The sequence below is a fragment of the Mesorhizobium sp. M7A.F.Ca.CA.001.10.2.1 genome, assembly GCF_003998575.1.
Lineage (GTDB): Bacteria > Pseudomonadota > Alphaproteobacteria > Rhizobiales > Rhizobiaceae > Mesorhizobium.
Genome location: NZ_RZQY01000734.1, coordinates 1 through 2,827 on the forward strand (window position 1 = coordinate 1; position 2,827 = coordinate 2,827).

4 protein-coding genes are annotated in these 2,827 nt (G+C 63.9%); 2 read left to right on the plus strand and 2 right to left on the minus strand.

The annotated features are described in order from the left end of the window. On the minus strand, window positions 1-837 hold an 837-nt coding region (locus tag EN964_RS30825), incomplete at its 3' end, for a DMT family transporter (RefSeq protein ID WP_164776104.1). A gap of 112 nt (window positions 838-949) precedes the next feature. Here EN964_RS30825 and EN964_RS30830 point away from each other — a divergent pair. Further along, window positions 950-1,855, plus strand: a complete 906-nt coding sequence (locus tag EN964_RS30830; protein WP_164749108.1) for a LysR family transcriptional regulator — start codon at window positions 950-952, stop codon at window positions 1,853-1,855. A 42-nt stretch (window positions 1,856-1,897) separates the two neighbouring features. Here EN964_RS30830 and EN964_RS30835 read toward each other — a convergent pair whose 3' ends face one another. Further along, window positions 1,898-2,533, minus strand: a complete 636-nt coding sequence (locus tag EN964_RS30835; protein WP_236383407.1) for a hypothetical protein — start codon at window positions 2,531-2,533, stop codon at window positions 1,898-1,900. Window positions 2,534-2,610: 77 nt separating this feature from the next. Here EN964_RS30835 and EN964_RS30840 point away from each other — a divergent pair. Beyond that, a partial coding sequence (locus tag EN964_RS30840; protein WP_127277157.1) for a DUF2093 domain-containing protein occupies window positions 2,611-2,827 on the plus strand: 217 nt, incomplete at its 3' end.

Here is a 2,827-nt window from a genome sequence, read left to right on the forward strand (position 1 = left end):
GCCGAGCAGCGTCGGAACTTCGCCCAGCCAGAAGAAGCCGATCAGCGCGGACATCGGCGAGACCAGATAGAGGAAGTTGGAGGCACGTGCGGCGGGCAGACGCGACAGCGCGGTCGCCCAGGCGGCATAGGCGATCAGGCTGGGCACGATGCCAAGAAAGATGACGGCGCCGAGGCCTGCTGCGTCGGCAACCGCCGCCTGCGAAAAGGCCGACGGCAGGAAGGGTGCCAGGCATAGTGCGCCGAGCACCATGTTCGAAGCGGAGATGGTCAACGGATGATGGCGGGCAAACAGCGGCTTCTGGACGATGGTGTTGACGGCCGAGCACAAGGCCGAACCAAGCACCAGAAGAGCACCGGTGTTAAAAGACAGTCCATTCTCGTCGGCCATGGCGATGACGCCAATGCCGGCGAAGGAAATCACCGTACCGGCCCAGGCCATGCCCGAAAAGCGCTCGCCCAGCAGGACCATCGCCATGATGGCGGTGAAGATCGGGCTGACATTGATGATGAAGCCGGCGGCACCGGCAGAGACGGTCAGTTCGCCGAAATTGAGCATGACGGTGTAGAGCGCGACGAAGATGGCGCCGCCAAAGACCAGGCGCCACACTTCGTCGAGCCTTGGCAGCGCCGGGCGCTTGATGGCCAGGAAGATCGCCGCCGGCACCGCGGCGATGGCAAAGCGCAACGCGCCGAGTTCCAGCGGTCCGAAGGCAGCGAGACCGGCGCGGATCGCCGGAAAGGCGGAGGCCCAACCAACCACCGTCAGCGCGACAGCAATGGCTGCCGTGGTGTCCATCCGCTGTGTCGAATTCAACGTGCCCGTCATTGCATTCATCTCACTGCCCTCGCATTCTTCGGTCCTGAAAGGCAGAAAACGCCATTCCAGGCCAGTTGACAAACGACCAAATCGAGGATCACCTGTGACTATGGATCACAACTCGGACACAATGGTACCGCTCGAAACACTGCGCGCCTTCGATGCGGCGGCGCGGACAGGCAGCTTTTCGGCGGCCGCCGAAAAGCTCAACATCACCCATGGCGCCGTCAGCCGGCAGATCGCCAAGCTCGAGGACTGGCTGGGATTGAAAGTCTTCGACCGTGGGGCGCGCGGCGTCTCGCTGACGATCGAGGGCAACCGGCTGCATCTGCGCACGGCGGAAGCCTTTGCGCTGATATCGACCCATTCCGACCGCTGGGTCGAGCCGCGTGGCACGGCGGTGGTGCGGCTGACCTCGATCCCCTCGGTCAGCGGGCTGTGGCTGATGCCTCGCATGGCGGCTCTGGAGAACAATCCCTCGAAGCTGCGCATCGTGCTCGATGTCGATATCCGCCAGGCCGACCTTGCCGATGAGGGCATCGATCTCTCCATCCGCTGTGGACGCGGCGGCATTCCGGGCCGCGTCTCGGTGCAGCTTTTCGAGGAACATGTCTTCCCCGTCGCGTCACCCGAGCTTGCCCGCGAGATCGGCCGCGGCGACCCTGCCCGGCTGCTCAAATATCCGCTGATCAACGATTCCGACGCGTCTGCCTGGCGCGCCTGGTTTGCCGCGCAAGGCATGGATTATCGCCCGCGCCCGCAGGACCGTCGCTTCGAGGACTACAATCTGGTGCTCGACGCCGCCGCCTATGGGCTTGGCATCGCGCTGGCACGCCCACCCCTGACCGGACATCAATTGCAATCGGGCCGCATCACCCCCGTCGATGAGCGCACCGCGCTCAATCCGGTGTCCTACTGGCTCGACCGGCCGATCGGCCGGCCGCGCGCCGCAGCCGCCGACCTCGCCCGCCGCATCGCGGCGGAGGCCGGGCTGGCGCCGGAAAAGATCGAGGCGTTCATCGAAGCCGAGCGATAGGCCTTCCGCCGGGCATATATCGAGAACCAGCCGATTCGAAGCTCAGCGAAGCAACAACAGAACGAACCCAAGGATCACGGTTCCCAGCAAACCGGCCACTATCGAAACAAAGCCGACCTTCACCAGCAAGTGCTCAGGGTTCGGCGCCGCACCATGGGATTGATTGGCCGGCCTGTGCCTGCCCGCCAATGCACCCAAAGCGGCAGCGTTGCGCGGGACTGGAGCCTGCGGCGGGATAAGCGACAGCAATGACAGCCCCGCAACCCTGGCAGGAGCATTATCATTGGCCGTTGTCGGAGGCGGCAAGAAGGCTCGCGGCGTTTCGGCTTCGGGTTTTGCCTTTCTCGCCGCGATCGTTGCCAACGCCGCCTCTTCGCCCGTCTCAAGTTGGGCAAGATAGGCATCGACGATGCCAGCCGATGCGATCTGCTGCGATTTGACGGCCATTGGCGCGGCCGGCAAAGTCAACAGCGCTGGCGCTGTCTGTTGTGCGAGCAGAGACGGCGCCGGCGGTTGGACCAGCGCCTTGACCAGTGCCGTCATGACTGGATCGGCCTGCCCCGAGGGCACGGCCTGCGGCGTCATCACTTCCCTGAGCAAGGCGGGAAGACGAGTGGAGGAAATGTCCATTGCGGCCCACCAACACCATTTTTCCGCCTCACAATAAGCGTTCAGCATTGTCTCAGGCTTGTCGCATGCTTGACCTCGCCGGGAATTTATGGCGATGAAATCCTCATGAACCCTGGCGTCCCCGCATGATGAACCGTTTCGAAGGCCCCGGCGGCAAGGAAGCCCGCATCCGCTATCTGGATGGCGACTTCCAGGTTACCAGTCCCGGCGCGTTCGTGCGTTGCGCGGTGACAGGCGAAAGCATTCCGCTCGACGAGTTGAAATACTGGAGCGTCGCCAGGCAGGAGCCGTACATCAGCGCCACCGCCTCGCTGCGCCGCGAAATCGAGATGCATCCGGAGC

What these genes read in the sequence shown, in the direction of transcription:
- EN964_RS30830 (WP_164749108.1), top strand. Translation starts at nt 950, where the DNA reads ATGGTACCGCTCGAAACACTGCGCGCCTTCGATGCGGCGGCGCGGACA.
- EN964_RS30835 (WP_236383407.1), bottom strand. Translation starts at nt 2,533, where the DNA reads ATGCTGAACGCTTATTGTGAGGCGGAAAAATGGTGTTGGTGGGCCGCA.